The sequence below is a fragment of the Vibrio sabulosilitoris genome (assembly GCF_055391395.1).
Map to the genome: position 1 here is coordinate 1,798,322 of NZ_AP029599.1, position 19,927 is coordinate 1,818,248.

General features: G+C 41.0%; 17 protein-coding genes and 1 pseudogene. 12 read left to right on the top strand and 6 right to left on the bottom strand.

The annotated features are described in order from the left end of the window. Window positions 1-41 precede the first annotated feature (41 nt). From ACZ5R2_RS08540 to ACZ5R2_RS08575, 8 genes are all read left to right on the top strand, one after another. Window positions 42-743, top strand: a complete 702-nt coding sequence (locus tag ACZ5R2_RS08540) for a hypothetical protein (RefSeq protein ID WP_464919401.1) — start codon at window positions 42-44, stop codon at window positions 741-743. 500 nt (window positions 744-1,243) lie between these two features. After that, window positions 1,244-1,963, top strand: coding sequence for a hypothetical protein (locus ACZ5R2_RS08545; protein WP_464901856.1), 720 nt, complete (start codon window positions 1,244-1,246; stop codon window positions 1,961-1,963). A gap of 659 nt (window positions 1,964-2,622) precedes the next feature. After that, window positions 2,623-2,793 carry a hypothetical protein gene (locus ACZ5R2_RS08550; RefSeq protein ID WP_464919402.1) on the top strand — a complete coding sequence of 57 codons (171 nt, stop codon included), beginning with the start codon at window positions 2,623-2,625 and terminating at the stop codon, window positions 2,791-2,793. 166 nt (window positions 2,794-2,959) lie between these two features. Next, the gene (locus tag ACZ5R2_RS08555; protein WP_464901858.1) at window positions 2,960-4,003 is read left to right on the top strand and encodes a hypothetical protein; all 1,044 of its coding nucleotides are present in this window, start codon (window positions 2,960-2,962) and stop codon (window positions 4,001-4,003) included. Window positions 4,004-4,254: 251 nt separating this feature from the next. Further along, window positions 4,255-4,521 carry a DUF1883 domain-containing protein gene (locus tag ACZ5R2_RS08560; RefSeq protein ID WP_464901859.1) on the top strand — a complete coding sequence of 89 codons (267 nt, stop codon included), beginning with the start codon at window positions 4,255-4,257 and terminating at the stop codon, window positions 4,519-4,521. A gap of 160 nt (window positions 4,522-4,681) precedes the next feature. Beyond that, window positions 4,682-5,713: a CHAT domain-containing protein gene (locus tag ACZ5R2_RS08565; protein ID WP_464901860.1), complete on the top strand. Its 1,032-nt coding sequence runs from the start codon at window positions 4,682-4,684 to the stop codon at window positions 5,711-5,713. A gap of 155 nt (window positions 5,714-5,868) precedes the next feature. Then, window positions 5,869-6,414 carry a hypothetical protein gene (locus ACZ5R2_RS08570; protein ID WP_464901861.1) on the top strand — a complete coding sequence of 182 codons (546 nt, stop codon included), beginning with the start codon at window positions 5,869-5,871 and terminating at the stop codon, window positions 6,412-6,414. A gap of 134 nt (window positions 6,415-6,548) precedes the next feature. Further along, entirely contained in the window at window positions 6,549-8,162 is a 1,614-nt protein-coding gene (locus tag ACZ5R2_RS08575; protein WP_464899543.1) for an IS1634 family transposase, read from the top strand. A gap of 339 nt (window positions 8,163-8,501) precedes the next feature. On the opposite strand, the gene ACZ5R2_RS08580 is transcribed toward ACZ5R2_RS08575, so the two are convergent. Beyond that, a complete protein-coding gene (locus ACZ5R2_RS08580; protein ID WP_464901862.1) occupies window positions 8,502-9,326 on the bottom strand; it encodes a competence protein CoiA family protein in 825 nt (274 codons plus the stop codon). A gap of 226 nt (window positions 9,327-9,552) precedes the next feature. On the opposite strand from ACZ5R2_RS08580, the gene ACZ5R2_RS08585 reads away from it, so the two are divergent. Beyond that, a complete protein-coding gene (locus ACZ5R2_RS08585) occupies window positions 9,553-9,765 on the top strand; it encodes a helix-turn-helix domain-containing protein (RefSeq protein ID WP_464901863.1) in 213 nt (70 codons plus the stop codon). 30 nt (window positions 9,766-9,795) lie between these two features. After that, complete coding sequence (locus ACZ5R2_RS08590; protein ID WP_464901864.1) at window positions 9,796-11,094, top strand: VapE domain-containing protein; 1,299 nt, start codon at window positions 9,796-9,798, stop codon at window positions 11,092-11,094. A 329-nt stretch (window positions 11,095-11,423) separates the two neighbouring features. Here the strand turns inward: ACZ5R2_RS08590 and ACZ5R2_RS08595 are convergent, their stop codons facing one another. The 5 genes and pseudogenes from ACZ5R2_RS08595 to ACZ5R2_RS08615 form a co-directional block, all read right to left on the bottom strand. After that, entirely contained in the window at window positions 11,424-12,743 is a 1,320-nt protein-coding gene (locus ACZ5R2_RS08595; RefSeq protein WP_464901865.1) for a tyrosine-type recombinase/integrase, read from the bottom strand. Between the two features lie 830 nt (window positions 12,744-13,573). Then, complete coding sequence (locus ACZ5R2_RS08600) at window positions 13,574-14,332, bottom strand: ABC transporter ATP-binding protein (protein ID WP_464901866.1); 759 nt, start codon at window positions 14,330-14,332, stop codon at window positions 13,574-13,576. Further along, on the bottom strand, window positions 14,323-15,348 hold the full coding sequence (locus tag ACZ5R2_RS08605; RefSeq protein ID WP_464901867.1) for a FecCD family ABC transporter permease: 1,026 nt from the start codon (window positions 15,346-15,348) through the stop codon (window positions 14,323-14,325). Before ACZ5R2_RS08605 ends, ACZ5R2_RS08600 begins: the two co-directional genes overlap by 10 nt. Window positions 15,349-15,357: 9 nt before the next feature. Then, window positions 15,358-16,455: an ABC transporter substrate-binding protein gene (locus ACZ5R2_RS08610; protein WP_464901868.1), complete on the bottom strand. Its 1,098-nt coding sequence runs from the start codon at window positions 16,453-16,455 to the stop codon at window positions 15,358-15,360. A gap of 176 nt (window positions 16,456-16,631) precedes the next feature. Continuing rightward, window positions 16,632-17,662 (bottom strand): annotated as a pseudogene (locus ACZ5R2_RS08615) (IS630 family transposase). A 217-nt stretch (window positions 17,663-17,879) separates the two neighbouring features. Between ACZ5R2_RS08615 and lnt the strand changes: the two are divergent. Further along, on the top strand, window positions 17,880-19,370 hold the full coding sequence (lnt, locus tag ACZ5R2_RS08620) for an apolipoprotein N-acyltransferase (RefSeq protein WP_464901869.1): 1,491 nt from the start codon (window positions 17,880-17,882) through the stop codon (window positions 19,368-19,370). A gap of 13 nt (window positions 19,371-19,383) precedes the next feature. Continuing rightward, complete coding sequence (locus tag ACZ5R2_RS08625) at window positions 19,384-19,917, top strand: hypothetical protein (protein ID WP_464901870.1); 534 nt, start codon at window positions 19,384-19,386, stop codon at window positions 19,915-19,917. The last annotated feature ends 10 nt before the right edge of the window (window positions 19,918-19,927 follow it).

The window sequence follows — 19,927 nt, forward strand, 5'->3', positions numbered from 1 at the left end:
TACAGTACTTATTCCACTAGTTTAGTTACGGATGGGTGCATTTGTTTCGAGATAGGCAAAAAAGGGATTTACAAGGTCTTGGGCTTTGTGAGGAGCAGATTGCGGCATGCGAGGGAATCATTGCTAGCATTCCAGCTCATTTAGACCTAAAGCTTGTTACGAACACCGCCAAGCTAATTGTTCAAGCTCAAAGCGCTATTGACAAGATTGAGGTGAAAGACCCCCGTTTTTATCATGAAATCACCGAAAGGCTGAGTAGCTGTGTGAACTGGTCACCCAACTTGTTGAGCGACATAGCTAGGGTCCTCAATGATGTGGTTACTCATCAAGATGGGGTGCATGTGTCAAAGCTCGAACTAGACACCAACAAGGCTACGATCAGTGTGACTACACCTAAGAGCAAGAACTTCTACCGTTATGACTCGTTAACGGCTCTTTGGAAGGCTTGGGGCAGGGAGCCGAGCACTTCTAAAGAGTCCGAGTTTATAAATTTCCTGACAATATGTTTAGAAGATGGCTTTTCATTGAAGGGTGCGAATCGAATCCGGTCGCATTACCTTCGTTACTACCAAGGGCAACAGGTTGAAAATTCAATGAATGAACGGCTGAACGATATGAGGGTGGAAATCAAGACCACATCTAATGACAAACTCGGGCCAGTAGTGATGACTGGTGAACTGAATGTGCCCAATTCAGCTAATTTGGCTAAGGACTTAGCGAAACTAAAAAAGAAGCGGAGCTAGCTGAGTAATTTACAGAGTCAAGCAAACTCATTTTGTTTTAGGTGCTTTCTAGTTGATTTTGGTTGCGTTTGTGCCTCAATTAAACGAGTTTGGGGTGTGCCGTTACTCAAAATACTGAGGTGCGGTTTGCGCTACTTTTATTCATATGTTGCAGGTGTCTAGAGAGTCAGAGCCACATTAACTCATCATACTGGAGATTGTACTTTTCGTATAGTGACACGATGCATAGAAGCTTCAATTTTTCTCTGAAAAAGTGAATGATATCGCATTGGGCTGTACTCGTTACATTGGTTGAATGGAGTCTAGGTCGCTGACTGATTTATAGTTGGCAATATGCATTATATTGAGATGCATGTTTGATTGAGTCGCTTGATAATCTACTAAAATGTAGGGATTATGTTGATGTAGGTTTGATTTTGTTGGTGGGTTAGGTGGCGATGCTCAAGGGTATTATGCGGCAGGTTACCGCATAATAAGCGTTAGCTTTCTCGAGGATAAATATGGAATTCACAGATACAAAAATCATTACAGCGGTAATTGCTGGGACGGCTGGTATCTTAGGCGCTGTGATTGGTGGTTATTACAAAACGCTATCCGCGAAGCAGAAAATCTTAGAATTAAACCAAAACTACAACCAAAAGCTTCAGGATAACTATCTCGAAAAAGCGAGAGAATATACTGAATCAGTTTATGCGCCGTTAAGTATAGCGTTAGCTAAGGTGTCATATGCCTTTCGGCAGTATCAAATTAATACGGGTAAGAGTGATGAAAACGAGTTATTGACTCAATTTTCAACAGCAATTGTAGAATTCAATTCTGTCGTAATGGAGTTAATGTCAAAGGGTGCAGGCGCTTTTCTTACCACTGAGCTCGATGAAAGGTTGCAATCATTTGGTGCATTCTTAGATGCATCAAAAAATGCTGAGCATGCAACTTTGAAAATGATCTTTGGTTTTGCACTACCTTTTTTTGGAAGTGGTTTCCAAGAAACAGAAGGTAGACTTTCAGGTCGATTTGCTCGAACTTTATGGAGTCCACGACTGGCTATTTCTTTGGGGGGGCTTGGTATTAGTTACGAAGCAAAGGAAATTTTGGCAGCTCCGCTTAGTAGTCGTGACTTTGAAGAGCGTTTTGTCAGGGACTCTCATATTATTAACGTATTAATAAAAGAAGTTACACTTGGCGCCAAAGCAAAGCACACTTTGGAGAGCAAAAGCTAACAAGCGTTCATGTTTGTTATCGGTCTCTCGATAGAGGAGCCAGCGTTTAAACGAACTGTTACATAGAAAGCTTTAGTTGCAGCTAAAGCCTGGGTCTAACTTTACCTGATTGGAGTGGTTATTATCCATACAAAGCATTTAAGAGTGATTCGCAATGCTTGGCAGTTTCGCTTTGCTCAAGTATAGCCAAGCGTCGCTCACACCTTAATGCGGCATTATGTCTCCGAGTACCCCACGTTTAGAAGACGCTTTACTTAGCTAAGTCGAGTATCTAATTGTAATTTCGTAGTTCTTTGACTTTAATTTATGTTGCCGCTCGTTTGAGAGGGTTGATTGCAAAGTTAAAATACGTTCTGGGGGCTAACATGGATGTTGAAAGTTAGTCGATACTGCTACATTACCCGAAGCTAGCAAATCTAGATGAAAACCTTGAAAATTTAGATGAAGTTGGCGTCGCGCTGATAAGGAAGTATGTTCACGGGAAAAAATCTAAAGCTGCGTTTTACTCATCGGGAATGTATGTATATTACAATGAGAAAAATCACTCTTTAAGCTCATGCTTCAACAGCAAAAAATCTCAATTGTGGCAGTGTATAAAGAATGAGTTTTATGACTTGTTTTGTACAAATAGTAAAACATACGCTGCGGTAAGAAATAGAATGACTAAGGCTAATGGCGCCGCTCTGGCAGCGATTTCCACAGCTGCTGCAATTGCGATTTCAAAAGCTATTTGCGTTTCCTTTGGGGCTATCATAGGAGCAGTCATAGCATTAGTTTGGGCAATGTTTTCTGTAGGGAAAAATGCGTTTTGTAAGCTCGTTGACAAATAGACATAACAAGCGGTTCAAGTGGATTCGTAACGCTTGGCACTATTGGCTTCAACTTTAGCTTGTGTGATTAGGGTGCATAATTTTGGTTCGGTGGCGCGTTACTCACCACTTAACCGGGCGTTAGGTGGTTCAATAGTGTCGTAAGTCAGTTGATAAGGTTTAGATAATGAGTACAAAAAAAATATATTATCCGAATAGTTGCTCTATAAAGGCAGTCTTAAAATTTTGCGCAGATCTAGACTCATCAAATAATGTAGAAGAATTGATTGTAGACTTTTCAAACATGGGAAGAGTAGAGCCATTTGCCATGTTGTTTGTAGCTCGTAGATTGCGAACTTTCGAGGTTGATAATCGCCAAGTTAAAGTAAGTTACCGAAATTATGAAACTCAATCGTATGTCGGTCATATGGGCTTTTTCAAATCATTTGGTCTGGATTTTGGAAAAAAACCGGGTGAGGCTTGTGGAAATAATACTTATCTCCCGCTAACCATTTTGCGCACACAAAGTATACGTGATGAAGCAAATAAAGAATGGAAAAGCGAACAAGATATAATTGAACGTAGAGCTGAAGAGTTAGCCGTGATTCTCTCTCAGCAAAAAGATGGTAACTTAGTTGACGTATTTACATACTCAATCCGCGAAATCGTAAGAAATGTTGTAGAGCATAGTGGTTCAAAACAAGTCGCATACTGTGCCCAATATTGGCCAGCCTATAAAAAAGTAGAAATTGCTATATTAGACGCTGGCGTAGGATTGAAAGAATCCATATTGCAAAACCCTTTCGTTGAAGTTACCTGTGATTCTGATGCTATACAACAAGTATTAATGCCGGCCATCTCTAGTAAAAACTATAAGGGTGCAATCATTGATACTGATGATCCATGGCATAACTCAGGTTTCGGTTTATACATGACAAACCGTTTGTGTCGTAATGGCGGTGAATTTTTTATTTGCAGTGGAGATCACGGTATCTTGCTAAATGATAGCGGAAAACTGCATATTGATTTGGGTTTTCACTATGAGGGTACGGTTGTCAAATTGGTTCTCAATACGGAAAAGTTAGACGAGCTAAAAACCATGTTGAGCCAATTCCAAAAAGACGGTTTCGAGGTAGCTAAACAGATAAAAGGGGTTGGTGTTTATAATGCGTCAGCGGCTTCCAAAATGTTATCTAGAGACTTTAAAACCACCGCCGAACAAGGCGTTTAACAGCGACCAAAACCGCATGGGATTTTTACTAGGTGAAAATCCCATGGTTTTTGGCTCGTTAACTTTGGTTTATTACTCACGGATGAGATACTGCATGTGCTGCATGATTTCTAATTGTCATACTATATGTTGTGCCTTTGGGTGGTTTGACGCTTTTTATCTTGATATGCATCACAGAACTATGCGGTAAATTTTACTAGATTGGAGTGTGTCACATGTTGTGACATCAAATTGACTGATGTGGGTGAATAATGAACTTTCAACATTATGATTTAGGTCAGCTGAGGCAAGGTGCAACAGTCGAAATTACTTTGCAAGGCCATGCGGCTAATGTTCAACTTATGGATTCAGCAAATTTTCAACGTTATAAAAACAGGCAACGTTATGAGTATTTCGGGGGCCATGCTACCACCTCTGTGACTCAACTAGCTGTTCCACGTACGGGGCACTGGCATGTGGCAATTGACTTAGGTGGTAATGGAGGACAAGTTCGTTCAAACGTGCAAGTTTATGGATGATGAAAGACCATTGTAGCAAGCAATTTGAGCTGTCCTAAACACATGGAGTTTTTGTTTGGGTCAGCTTTTGTGTTTATTAAGTAATTGTTGAGGTAACTAGTAGTGTTCATAGTCTGAGTGAACAGTAGCCAAGTCTAAAATAGAAATAGGTACTCATAATATGGCAATGATAGATACGTATCGTAATAATGTTACGAGGAAGCAAAATGAAATTGCTCGCTTCACTGTTCAGAAAGCAAATGAGCAAGCCAAAATCGCTAATATAAATAGAAAAATTCAAACTGCTGCACGTCAAATGAACTCTTCCAAAAATTTTAATACTATACAGAGTCGTCAAAAAGATATTTATCGCTGTCAGGAAGATATAGCTAAAGTCGAGAAGAAAATTGCTAATTTAGAGTCTAGAATTGCAAAGAAAAATATTGATTTACAAAATGATCTAAAGAAACTAGCTAATGAAGAAATAAAAGAACAGAAAAGAGTACAAAAAATGCAAGACAACTTTCAAAGAGAGCAATCTAAAGCATTTAGTCAAGTAAATCAGAAATTGGTGGAACATTCGGAAGCAATATCTGAAATTCAAGGGTTACCTGATGAAATTACGGTACTATTTTTTGCTTCAAACCCTAGAGATCAAGCCCAATTAAGCCTTGATGAAGAAGTTCGAACCATCAAAGAAATGATCATGAAATCTAGGCACCGTGATGTGGTGAAGTTTGAATCATGTTGGGCTGTGAGGCCTGGTGATATTCTACAATATATTAACCAATATCAGCCTACAGTGGTTCACTTCAGTGGCCATGGAAGTAGTAATGATGAACTAGTATTAATGGATAATAATGCCAATACTAAACTTGTGTCTTTGAATTCTATTGTACAGGCAATGAGTGTTGCAAATGATAATCTGAGATTGGTTTTTTTCAATACTTGTCATTCAAAAAATCAGGCTAATAAGGTAACTGAGTACATTGAATGCGCTATTGGTATGAATACATCAATAACGGACAATGGTGCTAAAGTATTTGCAGCGCAGCTTTACTCCTCGTTGGGCTTTGGCCTTTCTGTTGAAAAGTCATTTAACCAAGCGAAGGCAGCGTTGATGCTTGAGGGTATTGAAGAAGAGAATACTCCAGTTCTATTTGTAAATAATGATTACGAACCAAGTGATATTTATATTGTATCAGAGGGTTAGTAGGTATGCCTAACTCATGATTATCGCGAAGTGGGTTATAACAATGCAATCAAGGTTATGCCTTTACACTAGGCATTTTTGTTATCGAATTTAGTGCGCTTGATTGGTTCAGAGGGGCACACCTCATTGCAGGCGTTAAGCGACAAGGGTGAAATATGATAGAAATCGATGTTGAAAGTGTAAAGCCAGTCGTAAGTAAGACAGTGACAGACACTGCTGAAAAAATGGAGTCAATTCATAGCTCATTTTGGGACACAAGGATAGATGTCTGTAAAGCATTACTCACGATTACTAGTGCAGTACTTGTTGGTACTATTTCATTCTCTGGTTCGTTAATAGCTCCGGGTAAAGAAGAAATGGTTTGCTATCAAGCTTTAATTGCCTCTTGGGGCTTTTTTGTATTATCGATTATTGCGGCTGTATTAAGTCTCTGGTGTTCTTACCACCTTAACTCTTACAAGGTCCTTTTTTTCAATAGTAAAGGCATTATCGGGGAAAGGCTCAGGTCTATAGGTCCCCAAGAAAATAAGAAAAAACTAACTGGAGCTCTTGACGAAGCTGTACTTGATTTAACATCGCAAACAATCAACTCCTTGAAAAACTATGATAAGTGGTCGCACTATTCGACAGCTACGCAACTGTTAATGTTTGTTCTTGGGGTCATTTCTTTTCTGGTTTTTGGCGTTGTACAAGTCGTTTAACAACCGTCATTCCGCACCTAATTTTAGAATTAAAATAGTGTGATCCAGTGAACATTTAGCAGTGAAAAGGATGATAACATCTTGACCGCGATCTGCAGGTTTGATCTATTACTGTTATTTGACGGTTTTAAACTATGCCTACTCAGCAACCTGTTATTAAGCGTTTGGATCACCTCGGGCTCATTGCTGCATTTTGTCACGAGATTGGCCTATCAAAAATGATAGATTCAGTCATTCCCAAGTACTCTAATCACAACGTTTCCCATGGTGATGCAGTCTTAGCCATGATTCTCAATGGGTTAGGCTTTCACAGTAGAACATTGCATATGTTCTCTGACTTCTTTGAAACCAAACCCATCTCTAAGTTGCTTGCTAAGGATATTGAAGCGCACCATCTCACCGATGATGTACTCGGCCGAACCTTGGATGCGCTGTATGAGGCCGATGTCTCAGCGCTTTATCAGGTCATCGCCGAACGTGTGGTCGATAAACTTGGCCTCGCTAGCGACTCTGTACACCTTGATATCACGAGCTTTCACGTTGATGGTGAGTATGCGCACGAGGAAGATACCAAGGCAATCAAGTTAGTGAAGGGCTATAGCCGAGATCATCGTCCTGAGCTCAATCAGGTGGTTCTTGAGCTCATTTGTGAAAACCAAGCTGGCCTTCCTGTTTATATGCAGGCGCTTAGTGGCAACACCAATGATGCCAAGGCATTCGCTGAAGTCACTAGTAATCATATCCATTGCTTAAAAGCGGCACAGAATAGTCGATACTTTATCGCTGATGCAGCCCTATACACTGAAGAAAGTATCTGCTCACTTGATGAGCAAAAACAAAAGTTCATTACCCGTGTTCCAATGACTATCAAGCAAGCAAAACAAGCACTACTTAGCCTAGAGCCAGAGCAGTTAAGTAAGATTGTAGATGGCTATTCAGGATGTTGGGTAGACTCAAACTATGGCAAGGTTGCTCAGCGGTGGTTGTTGGTTCACAGTGAGCAAGCAACTAAACGAGAAGAAATTACCTTCTACAAGAACTTAGAGAAAAACATCGCCAAAGAAATCAGAGCGTTGAACAAGCTCAGTAAAAAGCCATTTGCATGCGATACTGATGCTGAGCATGCGCTTAAGGAGTTCAAGGCGCAGTGCCTGTTACTAGGCTTTGAACACTCCGCTATCGTCAAAGCTGCTATTTATGCCAATCCAGGTCGTCCGAAGAAAGGCGATGAACCCTCAGGATATCAGTATTTTATAGAGGCCGTGCCGTACACCGACCTAGAAAAAGTGAAGCTAGCAAAGCTCAAAGTAGGCATGTTCATTCTAGCCACTAATGACATCGGCAACGAAAGTCTGACAATGGCAGCACTTCTAGATCACTACAAGTCTCAACAAAAGGTTGAGCGTGGCTTCCGTTTTCTAAAAAGTCCCGAGTTTTTGACCTCTTCAATATTTTTGAAAAAGCCCCAACGCATTGAAGCGTTACTCATGATAATGACATTGAGTCTGCTAGTTTATGCCAGCTTAGAGCACAAGATCAGAGAGCAACTGGGACAAACCGAGGAGTTTTTCCCGAGTATGGTTAAGAACAAGCAAACATCGAAACCGACTGCACGCTGGGTCTTCTTGAAGTTCGAGGGAATAGATACCTTAGATATTAACGACCAACGATTCATTACAGGGCTTCAAGAGCACCAAACTCGGCTGCTTAGTTTACTGGGTAAGTTCTATGAAGCGGTTTATTCCTGAATAAGGTGCGGAATCTCGGTAACAAGTCACTAAAGTGGATGCCATGGAGTGACGTATTTTTGGTTTGTAGAACGGTGGGCTTTGTGGCTTGGGTGTCCGGCACCACTTAGTTCAGCGTGAGAGACTCTGGTCAATGATATGTATATTTTCGATACTGAAAGTAATCCGTAATCTTCTAATTTAGCAAATCCTATAAAATGCTTTTGTCCAAAAATGTGCCGATGGAGTGATATAACGTCATAAAGGACACACTCTACAAAAATGCTTGCGGAATTGTTATTTCTAGCCCGCAGGAAAGTTCTGTCAAAATAGCGGACGCTTGGCAACGAAGGGTCACTATCAACAGTGCTGTTGATAATATCTCTTCATTTCAGTTAAATTGAGAAATCTTTGTCCGACTTCCTCATTGACACAAGGCTTACAAAGTAGCCCTTTTCCATAAATACCTACCCGAAGCCCACAACGGGCGCATAAACTCTGATCAGAAGAATGAGCTGGGGTATTGTCGATATCTTCCCTAGCTATATTGGCTTGATCTGTACATGTGGAGTCTTCTATTTGCTCAGTCGGCAGTTCAAGGTCTGGACCTCGCTCAACAGTCACCCAATCTTCCCAATGCTCAAGCAATTGTTCGAATATTTCTTCGGCACGATAAAGCACATTAGGAGTGGTCTTAGAGTATAGGTCACGGCTCATAGCATGAGTATCGATACGTAGTATCAAGTCGAACTCTGTGGAACACTCATTGAGATCGTTACCTTGATCATTGGCAAAGGGTATCTCAATGATTGCCGTTCGCATAGTAGTCGGGTCTAGTGCATACGCGTCGACTCTGACACCGTTTTTTAATACATCGATTTCCCACTCAGGTACGTCGAAGTCCCAACCGTTGAGATTGAATGACCTCAACTCAGAAAGTTGCTGACGGATAATAAGTGCAATGGCGGTTACGGGTGAGAATCGGCATTCTGTAGCAGTTGAGTTTTCATTCACTCGATGACTAAAGTGCCACTGGTTAATATTGGCTTGCCTTGCCGTCACAGGTGTATTGCAACATAGACAGCGACAATCGCATTTATCGCCTCGTTCTACTTGCTCAATACCAATGATCTTTCCCGTTTTATTGCTCCGAGCAAATGGCATTTTTACTAGAAGTTCAGGCACTAGTTGGTCTCCCTATCCATGGTTTAGCCAACAAAATATTAGTATACATTTGGTGCCCCAAATTTACTATCCGTACTCAGTTTATTCCAATAAATTCAATGGCTAGGGTAGTGTCTGCGTTATCTTGCTGTTGAAACCCGTACCCCCAATCCAATTGTGATCAACTTCAGTCCACTTTAAGTTAAACCTGTCCAATCGGGGCATAACTTAGAAAGGAAGATTAACAATGATTAATAGCAATTCAACTTCGAAGTTTGGTAACAAACTTAATCGCAAAATGGCGGCTGAGTATCTAGGTGTGACTGAGGGCACTCTCGCAGTGTGGGCGTCGACAGGCCGTTACAAACTGCCGTTCATCAAGGTCGGTCGCAAGGTGTTTTATACCGTTGCTGACTTAGATGCATTTCTCGAAAGCCGTATGTGCACACAGACCGCATAGTTTTATTGATGAACCAGTACGGAGAATAGTATGAGTAACTCAAACAGAGAGGCTCTTGTACAGTCAAAGCCTAATCGATCCCAACAGAATAAGTGCCGAGACAAAATACCAACGGAGTATCCCGATCTCGACGCAAGCTTAAAGCCTTTGGGAACGTCCAGTAACTTAAAGGTGGTGCTTTCCAACGCTAACCTAGAAATCGCTGTAAACTCAATGAACACCGAAATTGAACTATTCGAGAACGGAATTCTGGTAGATAAGAGCCAAGACCACAAGCGTAGTCGCCTATTAGACGAATGCTACAAAGCGGGTTTTAAAAAGACCTTGATTGATGACCACCTTATTGCATTAGCTGAGAGCAATAAATACCACCCGTTTGCCGATTACCTAAAAGGTGATAGCTGGGATGGAATAGGGCGGATTGACCAACTCATAGAAGCCATGAATGCCAAAAACAGACCATTGGCCCATAGCGTGATGAAAAAGTTCTTTATCGCAGTGGTTGCTGCGGTCTATCAGCCCAACTTCAGCTCTAAGTTGATTCCCGTGATTCAAGGCGATCAATCATTTCGCAAAACCGCGTTTATCAGACGTTTTGCTAATATGCTTGATGGTGCTTTCTTAGAAGGTCAAGAGCTGAATCCGGATCAAAAGGACTCAGTGCTTAGCTGCATCAAATCCATGATCGTTGAGCTAGGGGAACTTGAACGAACGTCGAGAAACAGCCAGGGTGGCTTGAAAGCTTTCTTCACCAAATCGATTGATTCTGTTCGCCCCCCTTATGGACAGAAAGATATCAAAAAGCCACGGCAAACCTTGTTCATTGCCACCGTCAACGGCACTGACTTTTTCCGCGACGAAACAGGGTCTAGCCGTTATGCCGTAATTGAGCTGGCCGAACGTGTCGATATGGACAGGGTAAACGACATTTTAGGCTGGGACTATGACAATGGCCGCTTAACCTTGATTGAGCCATACAGGCTTAAGCAGTTCTGGCTTGAAGCCTATCAGCTGTATAAAGCAGGTGAGTCATGGGAGCTGTCAGAAGATGAACTGGCAATGGCGGCAGAAGCCAACAAGAGCCATGATTTCAAAAGCTCGTATTATGAGATCCTCCGTGACAAGTTTATCGATGTTGATATGGATAATCGGTCATTTGAAAACATGACCGCTACGGCTGTATGCGAGTATGCCAATATCCCAACTTCCAATGTGAGAGCGGTCGGAAAGGCTTTAAAACGCTTGGTCACAGAAGGCTTGTTGGAAAGCAAGCCGGGTAGGTCGAACAAGACCCTCTATAAAATGCCAACCATTAGTTGCTTTTCTTAACACTTGTGGGCAAAAGTGAAGCGGAGTAGTTTGCCAAGTTAGGTCTGAATTAGTACAGATTACATGGTGTTTTAAACGATGATACAAAGTAAACTCTTGAGCGATTCATCATAGTGAAGGTTTCAATATTCATTAACCCTTTAACCCGATGTTGGTTAAAGGGTTAATGAAATGCTCAAAAGCCTGATAAACATTCAGCTTAATAGGTTACGTAAGCCAGCATAAGCTTAGTACTTAAACTGGCTTTCAACTTTGCTGAAGCCTTTAAATACGTGGCTTCCTCCGGCTTAAGCCACGTTACTAAATTGATGATTTGTTGAGCTAATCTATTAGGATGGTTCTAGGTGTACGCTGTTAGTCAAGTAAGCCCAAATCTCCTGTTTCTCACACTGACTCAAGCCATCAATCTCTGCTTTCAACTTCGCCAGCTTGTCCGGCTCGGAACTAGGCAACATATAGTCTAACGTTTTCTCCAATGCTTCACGGACACCATCGACAGAGAGGTGAGCATAAACGTTACTGGTTATGCTGATGTTTGAATGACCGAGTAGCTTGCTGGTTGCTTGGAGAGAGCCACCAGAGGTTACCTGATAGGTTGCTAGTGTGCGGCGTAAGTCATGTACCGTAAGATGCTTTTCCGGGTCTTTGGGATCATACATATCGATTCTTGACGTGATTCGGTGCCAGAATCCACCATAGCCGCTTTTATCTGTGATATGCCCTGATGCACTTCTTACGCTGGGGAAAACAAACTCCTCGTTAATTTCCGCCTCCTGAGCGCGACGATTCAATATATTCATAGCTTCTGAAGTAAGCGGTACCACGTGCGGTTTTTTGCTCTTATTTTTGCTGTTTGGAATCGTCCAGAGTTTTGCATCATGGTCGATCTCTTTCCACTTCATCGACAGCACCATCGACTTTCGCTGTCCGGTTATGAGTAGTAACAAGATACAGTCCTGATAGATTTGTTTTTCTTGGCCCAGTGACCACAGAAACTGTTTTAATTCAGGCTTGGACAGGGTGCGATTACGGCTGAACACCGACTCATCAATCTTCTTAATCTTGTCGAATGGGTTGTTCTCGATGTAAGCCCGGTTGTACATCGACTTGAGTATGGTCAGAGCGTGGTTGTGCAGGCTGTAGTTCTTCTGAGCAAGGATTTTCTGTAGTAGGGCACGGGCACTGGCTCGGTCGTAATCGAGCGTCGACTTTTTACCAATCAAGGGTTGAAGATGGAGACGGTAAAGGGTCTTATTTGAGGTGAGGCTACTTTCACGCCGTTTTCCGGCCTTAATATCCAGCTCAAAGTTGGCGACATAGATAGCAAACAGGTCATCAAAGGTTTGGCTGTCTCTGGCTTCTTGCTTTTGTCGATTTGGATTAATCCCGGCAGCAATATCGGCTGCGGCTTCTCTGGCTAGCGTTCTGGCTTGTTCAACGGTGATTTCTGGAAAGTGTCCAAAGGTGACCTTGATATTCCTGCCGTTGACCTTCTTCTCGAAGCGAAATACTTTGTTTCCGGACACCATGGCATCGAGCACCAGCCCCTTAACGCTATGGCTGCCACCGATATCCCTATACCTTGTGCGACGTTTCGGTTTTTCCAACGCTTCCAAGGCTCGTTTACTAAAACTGAATCCGGTTTTCATCGTTGCTAGCCTCCAAATCCTGTGGTGCCTATGTGGTGCCGACGGTGTTCATTCAGAGCTATTTTGATAAAATCTGGTTAAAGGGTCAAGTCGGTAATATTGAAGTTAAGTATATGAATGTAAAGAATAATTAAGCGTAAGTAAATTTTATTAAACTCTCAAAACACTGCCTGCAGGGCGTGCCATATATTCCGAAAAGCCCCGATAGCTCAATGAGTTGTCGGGGCTTTGTCATTTTGGTGACGTCTCGGTGACGCGAGTAATAGCTTTGACCTTTAATAATTGTTGGGCTGAACTCAGAGTCTTCTGGGGCTGCGAGACGAATTGTGCTCCCAATTTGAGTGCAGGTCTACTAAGCCTACCAACGACCTGAATGTGTGAAATTCTGTACTTCCATAGAAGCACAAAACAGCTAAAGCTCTTTCTTCATAAAGTTTAACACCACAGTCGTCATCACCAATTTTGGCATGATTGGTAGTGTAGCCCAAACTTTCTCAGAACGAATTGCTTAAACATCTATCACGAACTGTTCGATGGTCACTCAACCATTGTGTTAAATTATCTTTATTGTGACTTATATCAATAATGGGATATTTTATTGATATATCATACTGTATGTTCAAAAACTAATAACAACGTTGAACATGGCTAGAGCCCCTCAAGTGATCTTCTTTGAGGGGCCCCCTTAACTGGGTCAAAATGCAGATTGTCCATACTAATTACAAAAGTGTTACTATGGATACTTTAGTAAGCTAATTTTGCTAGTGCAGAGACGCGTTACAGATCGTTTGGGACAAAAGCACCTTGGACACTTGTTTTACCGTGTGCCCTCAAAGTATATCTGTAAAGGCAAAATCTCGAACGTCATTTTGCTCGAGCAAGATCGTTTTAACACCGTATACCCTTTGCAATATGTCGGGGTCAATATGTTGGCTCTGACCCGAATAAGCGATATTGCCATTATGTAGTAAAAGAATGGTGTCGACATGTTGCACTGCAAGATTAATTTCATGCATGGTACTAATGATGATCATGTCTTCAAGCTCTTTCATTCGGTTGATCAAAATAATTTGATTACGAATATCTAAATGGGTACAAGGTTCATCAAGAAGTAAAATTTTAGGTTGTTTAATTAAGCACTGAGCAAGTAACACAAGTTGTCTCTGACCGCCGCTAAGTTCGTTGAGCTTCTTTTGTGCTATATTGTCTACACACAATTGTTTTTCTAGCATATCGATAGCTTCATTAATGCGTAAATACTGCTTTCTAGTGACTCGCCATTTTAATTCGTTATACAAACCCATTGATAATGTTTGCTTTACAGTTAAGGCTGAATTACAACCATTAATTTGAGGAAGGTAGCCAATGTTGTCTTTGATGAATTGAGCATCTAACTTATTTTTATTAAAGCGAATGTCGCCACTCCATTTAAAGTCAGTTTTATTTCTAATTGCATTGAGCAATGTGGATTTACCTGCTCCATTTTTTCCTAATAAGCCGTAGATTCCCGGAGTAAATTCATGGTTTATTGATGTTAACACATTTTTACCATCAAACTGAACATTAATATTTTTGATTGTTAGTTCCATAATTCACCTCGATTATGCACCAATACTGCAAGCATTAATGGCACACCAACTAATGCCGTCACAATACCAATCGGGAATATTGCCCCTGGATTCAGAATCTTGCTCAAGATTGATGCCGCAACCATCGTGTTAGCTCCAATCAGCATTGAGCTAGGAAGCAAATAGCGATGATCTTCCCCAAAGAGGCTGCGAGCTAGGTGGGGCGAAATTAGTCCTATGAAACCGATAATACCAACAAATGAAGTTGCAATTGATGTTAACAAGGAAGCAACTAGAAAGAATTGCAATCGAGTTTTTTTTAATGGGACTCCATTAGCCTCTGCTCTTTCATCGCCTTGTCTCAAGCCTGTGAGAGACCATACTCGTGGAATGGTAAAAAGTAAGCAAATTATAATAACCAAAGTAACAATCAATACTGTGCTGTAACTAGCCCTTTCCAACGATCCAAACATCCAGAAAGTTATTTGTGCCAAGTCTTCTGGGGATGCATAAAACTGTGCAGCTGAAAGTCCTGATTGGAAAGTAAAGCTAATCAAGATTCCTACAAGTATTAATGTCGCCCCATTAGCTTGAGTCTTTGATACAAACCAATATAAAATTAGCGAAGATAAAGTCGCTGCGATAAATGCCCCAAAAGCAATAGTTAAGCTTGAAGACAAGAGTGGTATCGAAAATGAAGTTAGAATTGCCATTGCCGCACCGAAAGCAGCAGCAGAGGACACTCCTAAGCTAAATGGACTTGCCATAGGGTTATTGAGTAATGTTTGTAACAAACAGCCAGCCATTGCGAGGGCTGTACCTACGACAATAGCCATAAGTGATTTTGGTAACCTAATTTTTTCAATTATTAGTGCTTTCTGAGTGTTTTCTTCGATACCAACCAGCGTATGAAGTATGTCCTGTGGTGATATATCAAACGTACCTATTTGCAAATCGAAGGAAAATAGGATGAGCAACAGGGAAGATAGAAGAAGCAGCCCAACTATTGAACTGCTATCGAATTTATTTTTTATCATTCTTCACTACTAAAATTGAGCCTTAAATAACCAAGTGCCTTGATATTTGACAGGTAAGAATTTCTCATGGAATTTGATAAGATTTTTCTCCGGGTCAATTCCTTGCATCTTATCTGGATAGAATTGATTTGCCATAAATTGAATAGCTGCGAAATCCATCAAGCTTCGAGCTAAACCGTGGTGTAAGCCGTAAACTTGACCTGACTTAAGCGCGGTTATGTCAGCCCAGCCTAAGCGGTTCTTATAAGAAATAAGGATGTTATTTGCCTCTGATTGGTCAATACCATAACCCATTGATAGCGCGTCTGGGTTTTTTACCCAATGTGAACCAGTAATGAAGATATGTTGAGGGCTGCGAAAAAGAACTGTCTCTGCCGTCAGAGTACCATTCTTACCTGCCTTAATTACGCCGTCGGCAATATTAGAGCCTCCAGCAGTATCTCCCATTTGCCCCCATACCACTTTTGACCATGTCTCATCCTGATATAAGGCTCCTTTTTGTCCTTTCTCAACATAGTAAGTAGGCTGTGGTTGTAAATCAGCAACACGAGATGTAACTTCGCTAATTTGCTCTCGGTAAAAAGAAACAATATCTCTTGCTCGGTCCACTTTATCGATAGCATATCCAATAGCAAGTGTACTTTTTATATGACTTTCTAATTGTTGACTTGCGTAATCTGTGACAACAAGCTTAATGTTTGCCTCTTGAAACTGCTTCTTTTGTACATTAGATATCGCTTCGTACTGCCACATAGGTAGGATTAATACGTCTGGTGTAAGGGTTATCGTTTGCTCCATATGAAAGTCACCATAGCGAAGCATACCAATATCTGCAATTTTCTCTATTTCTGGGCAGGCTTCCGTATAGTGATTCCAAATGCCGTTGCGCCATCCATACCATGCTTTTTTGCCAATCCCAACAACACGTTTAAAGCACTCATCACCAGCAACTGCCGCATAGTCGGTGTAGTTGTACAATATGGCAATTTTTTCGGCTGGCTTGTCTAAGGTAATCTCTCTATTTGCAGCATCTGTAAACGTTATTGAACTTGCTGTGCAATTCATACTTACAGACGCTATTAGGAACGCTAGCGCTTTATTGAACATTAAATTCCCTTTTCTTTAGTCGCTATCAATTAGTTGTCTGATGCATCATTGGTTCACTGTGCACTCAATCCAATTTTTGTGGTGTATTTTTTCTTTCCATCATTTTAGTTAAATCTGTTTTAAATTCAATGGTTTGGTGGTAATTTAGCTGTGGGCCAGTATTCATTTATACCCAATCAACTTGAAGATGCGGGTTTAAGTACCTGAAAATTATCGTTGATTCGAGACGTCAACGAGCCTGCTATCTCTGGAAGAGTTACAGTAAAGAATCGAGCAATTGCTTCCTTGAAGTCTCGTTTACTTTTAAAGTAAACGTTATTCCTCGACTTCTCGTTCATCACCTTCCAAAGCCGTTCTATCGGATTGAGGTTTGGACTGTAAGGTGGCAGGTAATGCAATTCAATATTAAGAACTAGTGCCGCGTCTTTAACTAAATCACAGCGGTGATACCCAGCTCCATCTAAGATAATGTGGAGCTTGTGGCTCAAAGGATAGCTCTCTCTGAGCTTACAGAAAAAGCGAACAATGTTCTCACTGTTAATGCTCTCGTAATCACTAACAATTGTCCCTCCGATATCCGATAGATTCAGTGCACCAACAAGATTCAAACGACTGCGATTACCTGTCGTTTCTAGCACTTTGTCTTGACCAGTGCGTATCCACCCATGAGAGATTTTGGTCGATAATGTTGGGTGTACGCCATCAATAAACACTATCGATTCATCCTCTCCACAACTCGACTTTAGAGCGTCATAAGCTTCGATGAAAGCTTGCTGTTTAGCCTCATCAAACTTGTGAGGAGTGCCCTTTAGTTGCTTGTAGCTAAAACCATTGTGGTGAAGCCACTTATTCATGCCTGAAACCGTATAGCTAAGGCTAAATTCCTCTTTTACATAGGCGACAATTTGATGAGTATGAGAATAGGTATTTTCAGTCAAATGTTCGATGAGGTGCATGGTTTGAGTAGCAGACAGTTTACTTTGGCTACCCCCATTTTCAGGCTTAAGTTTCTCTGAAAGAACATAGTCGCTGAGATGGCGAGCTACAGTTGATTCATGGATGCGAAGGGCTTGGGAAATCATAGTCTGACTCCAGCCTTCAGAAGCAAGTAACACAGCTTAATGCGGTCACGCACTCGTCCGTCACGAGTTGAGTCGTGCATCTGTTCAAGTTGCTGCTTTTGCTGAGAAGTCAGTGTAATTTTCATGGTCCATAGCATGATCCTGATTTCATCAAAAATCAAGCAACTTCAATGATCACAGGTATAAGGCGGGGTTAAATCTTATCGCAGCATTACAATGCAACAGCAGTGTAATAATTGATTAAGCGATGAGAGGTGCATCTAATCATTTTATTTGCAGGATCTTTTATTTATTAGCTGTACATATAGTTAGTACATGTTTGGTGTTCAGTGACTGTGCTCTATGAGTAAATGCTTGGTGAGTTTTAGTTGTGGAATAGTTTATGCTTATTCTTATCGATTGGGCCTATTGGCTCCACCTATTCTACTCGCATCTTTAATCTTATTGTTCGCGATTGGAGTGTATGATTCTCGAATAAAGCTTGCTATTTCTATGTGGCTAGCGTTTGGCATAGGCTTCTATCTGACGTCACTCTACTGGGTGAAGGAGTACATTCTCGATGAATATAATACGGGTTGGATTAATCAGTTAACATTAGTCTTTCTCATTCTTTTGATATTGTCACTCAGTTACTTACTAGTTCCTTTATTGTTGAGTATGGTTAAAGATGAGCATAAGTTTATACTGTTACCAGTTGTATTAGTCTGTATAGATATTCTTCGTGAATATAGTTCATTGTCTTTCCCCTGGCTTCAGCCGGGTTATGTCGCGCTAAATCTAGGTTTAAAGGGATGGTATCAAACATTTGGCTCACATAGTGTTAGTCTCATTTTTTATACAATGGCAAGTTATATTTCTTGGCTAATTTACGCTAAGAGAAGTAACTTCAGGGTTTGGTTATTGCTTGGCATTATTGTGTGTTTTTTTCCTGTATCTAGCTTAGTACTTGGCACTCTATCTAAGACTCGGACTATCGAAACGGCCAAAGTTCGTGTTGTCCATGGTTATTTTGATAGTGCAAGTAAGCTGTCTAAAAATGATGTGATTCAACGTGCAGCTAAATATGTCTCCTTATCATTGCAAAAACCAACGCCAGATCTGGTCGTATGGCCAGAAAGTAGTGTGTCATTCTCTGCGCAAGAGATGCGCCCTTTCTTAAGTGAACAATTCGACAGGCTTAGTCACAAGGAAGTATCAACACTTTGGGGGGGCTCACATCGGCAGGCTGATGACCAATACAATGCGATTTTTAGTGCCTTGGATCGTCCTCCTGTCTACTTTAAAACAAAGCTGGTTCCTTTTGGGGAGTATGTGCCGCATTGGTTTGCTGCTTGGTTTGATGACCTGAGCCTTTCTGGAGAGTACAGACTTAACTTGGGAACAGAAAAACAGTCAAGTTATGCAGTCAGTAAAATCGTTGCGGTTTTTGGTGTGTGTTATGAGGCCCTCTTCTCGGATGTGTTTCGAAAGCAAATCGATGGTCCCAATACTAATTTGGCGATTTTGATTAGCGATGTTGCTTGGACCGATGTCAACTGGCTAAAGAAACTGATGCTTAACGTAGCGCAAGCTAGGTCATTGGAAATTGGCAAAAGTACCATTCACTCAACCAATGCTGGGATCACTGCTGTTATATCTCCAGACGGTAAGCTGCTCTCTAAAACTAATACTAATCAAACACAAATAATAGATTATAACGTTCCATTAATGCTTGGTGAGACAATGTTTTCTAAGTTTGGTGGAATGTTATTTCAAGTTTTATTAGGTATGGCTTTAATTTTGATGGTGATGAATGGATTAACATCAAAAATAGTTAACTTATCAAAAAGCTAAGAGTGGGGCAGATATGAAGATAACGGTATGTTTGGCTGTGGGCCTTACTATGGGTTGTATCATTCTAGTGGCTATGAAGGCTAACGAGACAAGTAAGTTTCAGCAAGCTGCAATAAGATCTTATGGCGAGGTTAATAGCTCTTTAGATACAGAAGATACAGAATTTTTAAAATCTATGGATAGTGATGATAGTCTTCACGAATCAGAAGCACCGATTTCAAAAAAAACTAATCAATATCCTGACCAGATCATAGTTCTAGAGGAACTCAATGAAATTGATGTGGGAATACACAAAGCCCAGGTTGAAATTGAAACGGAACTTGTTAGCGAGATAAAGAGCCTACCTAAAGCAGAAATTATTTTGGCAGAGGCAAGCTATATGTTGTCAGAGCTTGAACAACAGGGTGTCGAGGTTACTTATGATCCGGTGTTACTTAAATCAGCAGTATTAACTCCTGATAGAGTAGAAGTTAATCAGGCGATAATAGAAGTAGAAGAACAACTTATCGATATTGAGAATAAATTTAGATCTTTGAGTGACGATTAATTGGGGAGAT

Coding starts and splice junctions, on each gene's coding strand:
- ACZ5R2_RS08625 (WP_464901870.1), top strand. CDS start 19,384: ATGAAGATAACGGTATGTTTGGCTGTGGGCCTTACTATGGGTTGTATC.
- lnt (WP_464901869.1), top strand. CDS start 17,880: ATGAGTAAATGCTTGGTGAGTTTTAGTTGTGGAATAGTTTATGCTTAT.
- ACZ5R2_RS08605 (WP_464901867.1), bottom strand. CDS start 15,348: ATGATAAAAAATAAATTCGATAGCAGTTCAATAGTTGGGCTGCTTCTT.
- ACZ5R2_RS08590 (WP_464901864.1), top strand. CDS start 9,796: ATGAGTAACTCAAACAGAGAGGCTCTTGTACAGTCAAAGCCTAATCGA.
- ACZ5R2_RS08565 (WP_464901860.1), top strand. CDS start 4,682: ATGGCAATGATAGATACGTATCGTAATAATGTTACGAGGAAGCAAAAT.
- ACZ5R2_RS08570 (WP_464901861.1), top strand. CDS start 5,869: ATGATAGAAATCGATGTTGAAAGTGTAAAGCCAGTCGTAAGTAAGACA.
- ACZ5R2_RS08610 (WP_464901868.1), bottom strand. CDS start 16,455: ATGTTCAATAAAGCGCTAGCGTTCCTAATAGCGTCTGTAAGTATGAAT.
- ACZ5R2_RS08550 (WP_464919402.1), top strand. CDS start 2,623: ATGACTAAGGCTAATGGCGCCGCTCTGGCAGCGATTTCCACAGCTGCT.
- ACZ5R2_RS08560 (WP_464901859.1), top strand. CDS start 4,255: ATGAACTTTCAACATTATGATTTAGGTCAGCTGAGGCAAGGTGCAACA.
- ACZ5R2_RS08585 (WP_464901863.1), top strand. CDS start 9,553: ATGATTAATAGCAATTCAACTTCGAAGTTTGGTAACAAACTTAATCGC.
- ACZ5R2_RS08595 (WP_464901865.1), bottom strand. CDS start 12,743: ATGAAAACCGGATTCAGTTTTAGTAAACGAGCCTTGGAAGCGTTGGAA.
- ACZ5R2_RS08575 (WP_464899543.1), top strand. CDS start 6,549: ATGCCTACTCAGCAACCTGTTATTAAGCGTTTGGATCACCTCGGGCTC.
- ACZ5R2_RS08600 (WP_464901866.1), bottom strand. CDS start 14,332: ATGGAACTAACAATCAAAAATATTAATGTTCAGTTTGATGGTAAAAAT.
- ACZ5R2_RS08545 (WP_464901856.1), top strand. CDS start 1,244: ATGGAATTCACAGATACAAAAATCATTACAGCGGTAATTGCTGGGACG.
- ACZ5R2_RS08555 (WP_464901858.1), top strand. CDS start 2,960: ATGAGTACAAAAAAAATATATTATCCGAATAGTTGCTCTATAAAGGCA.